This window comes from Derxia gummosa DSM 723 (assembly GCF_000482785.1).
Lineage (GTDB): Bacteria > Pseudomonadota > Gammaproteobacteria > Burkholderiales > Burkholderiaceae_E > Derxia > Derxia gummosa.
Genome location: NZ_AXWS01000005.1, coordinates 1 through 3,774, shown reverse-complemented (window position 1 = coordinate 3,774; position 3,774 = coordinate 1). Strand labels below are relative to the sequence as shown.

Below are 3,774 nucleotides of genomic sequence, written 5' to 3'. Positions count from 1 at the left end.
GTAGCTCAGCTGGGAGAGCACCTGCTTTGCAAGCAGGGGGTCATCGGTTCGATCCCGTTCACCTCCACCAAATCTTCAGACGCATTACGAAAGTCAAAAGACTGTCGTAATGCCATTAGGCATTAGTTCTTTAACAATCAGGAAGAAGCAAAAACAGGAATTGATGAGAAATCATCGATTCATGGGTTGTGATTGCATCAATCAGATGAAAATCTGATATCAAGCGCTTCGCTAACTCATTCCTTGATCTGGAATTGAAAAATTCCTCAAGGTTATAGAGTCAAGTGAATAAGTGCATGTGGTGGATGCCTTGGCGATTACAGGCGATGAAGGACGCGATAGCCTGCGAAATGCTTCGGGGAGTTGGCAAATAAGCTTTGATCCGAAGATGTCCGAATGGGGAAACCTACCCGCAAGGGTATCTCATGCTGAATACATAGGCATGTGAGGCAAACCTGGTGAACTGAAACATCTAAGTAGCCAGAGGAAAAGAAATCAACCGAGATTCCGAAAGTAGTGGCGAGCGAAATCGGACCAGCCTGCAAGATTTAGCTTCGACGTTAGCAAAACGGTCTGGAAAGTCCGGCGACAGTGGGTGATAGCCCCGTATGCGAAAACGTTGATGTGGAACTAGGCTTGCGACAAGTAGGGCGGGACACGTGAAATCCTGTCTGAAGATGGGGGGACCATCCTCCAAGGCTAAATACTCGTAATCGACCGATAGTGCACCAGTACCGTGAGGGAAAGGCGAAAAGAACCCCGGGAGGGGAGTGAAATAGATCCTGAAACCGCATGCATACAAACAGTCGGAGCCTCGCAAGGGGTGACGGCGTACCTTTTGTATAATGGGTCAGCGACTTACATTCAGTGGCAAGCTTAACCGTATAGGGGAGGCGCAGGGAAACCGAGTCTTAATAGGGCGTCTAGTCGCTGGGTGTAGACCCGAAACCGGATGATCTATCCATGGCCAGGGTGAAGGTGAGGTAACACTCACTGGAGGCCCGAACCCACTAGTGTTGAAAAACTAGGGGATGAGCTGTGGATAGGGGTGAAAGGCTAAACAAATCCGGAAATAGCTGGTTCTCTCCGAAAACTATTTAGGTAGTGCCTCGTGTATTGCTCCAGGGGGTAGAGCACTGTAATGGTTGGGGGGCTCATTGCGAGTTACCTCGCCATAGCAAACTCCGAATACCTGGAAGTATGAGCACGGGAGACAGACGCCGGGTGCTAACGTCCGACGTCAAGAGGGAAACAACCCAGACCGCCAGCTAAGGTCCCCAAGATTGGCTAAGTGGGAAACGAAGTGGGAAGGCTAAAACAGTCAGGAGGTTGGCTTAGAAGCAGCCACCCTTTAAAGAAAGCGTAATAGCTCACTGATCGAGTCGTCCTGCGCGGAAGATGTAACGGGGCTAAGCCAGTCACCGAAGCTGCGGATCACAGTAATGTGATGGTAGGAGAGCGTTCCGTAGGCCTGTGAAGGTGTCTTGTAAAGGATGCTGGAGGTATCGGAAGTGCGAATGCTGACATGAGTAGCGATAAAGCGGGTGAAAAGCCCGCTCGCCGTAAACCCAAGGTTTCCTACGCAACGTTCATCGGCGTAGGGTGAGTCGGCCCCTAAGGCGAGGGCGAGAGCCGTAGCTGATGGGAATCCGGTTAATATTCCGGAACCGCCGTCAAGTGCGATGTGGGGACGGAGAAGGTTACCTCAGCCAACTGTTGGAATAGTTGGTTTAAGCGTGTAGTCGTGCCGCCTAGGCAAATCCGGGCGGCTTAGATAAGGCGTGATGACGAGCGGACATGTCCGTGAAGTGAGCGATACCATGCTTCCAAGAAAAGCCACTAAGCTTCAGCTTGACGGGACCGTACCGCAAACCGACACAGGTGGGTGTGATGAGTATTCTCAGGCGCTTGAGAGAACTCGGGAGAAGGAACTCGGCAAATTTGTACCGTAACTTCGGGATAAGGTACGCCCTAAGTAAGTGAAGTTGTACAAACGGAGCTGAACAGGGCCGCAGTGAATAGGTGGCTGCGACTGTTTAATAAAAACACAGCACTCTGCAAACACGAAAGTGGACGTATAGGGTGTGACGCCTGCCCGGTGCCGGAAGGTTAAGTGATGGGGTGCAAGCTCTTGATCGAAGCCCCGGTAAACGGCGGCCGTAACTATAACGGTCCTAAGGTAGCGAAATTCCTTGTCGGGTAAGTTCCGACCTGCACGAATGGCGTAACGATGGCCACACTGTCTCCTCCCGAGACTCAGCGAAGTTGAAATGTTTGTGATGATGCAATCTCCCCGCGGCTAGACGGAAAGACCCCATGAACCTTTACTGTAGCTTTGCATTGGACTTTGAACCGATCTGTGTAGGATAGGTGGGAGGCTTTGAAGCGAGGACGCTAGTTCTCGTGGAGCCGTCCTTGAAATACCACCCTGGTTTGTTTGAGGTTCTAACCTTGGCCCGTTATCCGGGTCGGGGACAGTGCATGGTAGGCAGTTTGACTGGGGCGGTCTCCTCCTAAAGGGTAACGGAGGAGTTCGAAGGTACGCTAGGCACGGTCGGACATCGTGCTAATAGTGCAAGGGCATAAGCGTGCTTAACTGCGAGACCGACAAGTCGAGCAGGTACGAAAGTAGGACCTAGTGATCCGGTGGTTCTGTATGGAAGGGCCATCGCTCAACGGATAAAAGGTACTCTGGGGATAACAGGCTGATACCGCCCAAGAGTTCATATCGACGGCGGTGTTTGGCACCTCGATGTCGGCTCATCACATCCTGGGGCTGTAGCCGGTCCCAAGGGTATGGCTGTTCGCCATTTAAAGTGGTACGTGAGCTGGGTTTAAAACGTCGTGAGACAGTTTGGTCCCTATCTGCCGTGGGCGTTGGAAGTTTGACGGGGGCTGCTCCTAGTACGAGAGGACCGGAGTGGACGAACCTCTGGTGTACCGGTTGTCACGCCAGTGGCATCGCCGGGTAGCTAAGTTCGGAAGAGATAACCGCTGAAAGCATCTAAGCGGGAAACTTGCCTGAAGATGAGACTTCCCTGGAGACTTGATCTCCCTAAAGAGCCGTTCGAGACCAGGACGTTGATAGGCTGGGTGTGGAAGTGCAGTAATGCATTAAGCTAACCAGTACTAATTGCTCGTGAGGCTTGACTCTATAACCTTGAATATCAAGGGTGACGAAGCGCAGTATGCTTGCAATCACAACCTGAATTGCTTCTTCCAGATTGGGTTTGCAGATATAGATTTATCTGTAAATCAACAAGTTATGCCTGACGACCATAGCGAGGTGGTCCCACTCCTTCCCATCCCGAACAGGACAGTGAAACGCCTCTGCGCCGATGATAGTGCGGTTCCCGTGTGAAAGTAGGTCATCGTCAGGCTCTTATCCTGAAAAGGGCAGTCCGCTAATCGGACTGCCCTTTTTGCTTTTGCCTGAGCAAGAAATGCCGCCAGACTGCTTCTTGACTAATGATTAGTGCTCGGGTCCCTGCGTCGTGCCTTCACTCGCAGCCTAGGCACCTGCCTGCTACGATCAGGCTGCCTGAATCAGCTCCACTTTGTAGCCGTCAGGATCCTCAATGAACGCAATAACCGTCGAGCCGTGCTTCATCGGCCCCGGTTCGCGAACAATCTTGCCTCCTGACGCCCGAATGCCCTCCACCGCAGCGTAGATATCGTCAACGCCAAGTGCGATGTGGCCATACGCCGTCCCCAATTCATACGCCTTCGTATCCCAGTTGTACGTCAGTTCCAGAACCGTCGTGCTCTCTTCTG

Annotated in this window: 1 protein-coding gene and 2 rRNA genes; 2 read left to right on the top strand and 1 reads right to left on the bottom strand. The window is 52.1% G+C overall.

The window, feature by feature from the left end:
- Nucleotides 1-278: 278 nt before the first annotated feature.
- Nucleotides 279-3,154, top strand: a 23S ribosomal RNA gene (locus H566_RS0101215).
- Between the two features lie 114 nt (nucleotides 3,155-3,268).
- Nucleotides 3,269-3,380 (top strand): 5S ribosomal RNA (gene rrf, locus H566_RS0101210).
- A 152-nt stretch (nucleotides 3,381-3,532) separates the two neighbouring features.
- On the opposite strand, the gene H566_RS22210 is transcribed toward rrf, so the two are convergent.
- On the bottom strand, nucleotides 3,533-3,774 hold a 242-nt coding region (locus H566_RS22210), incomplete at its 5' end, for a VOC family protein (RefSeq protein ID WP_034410245.1).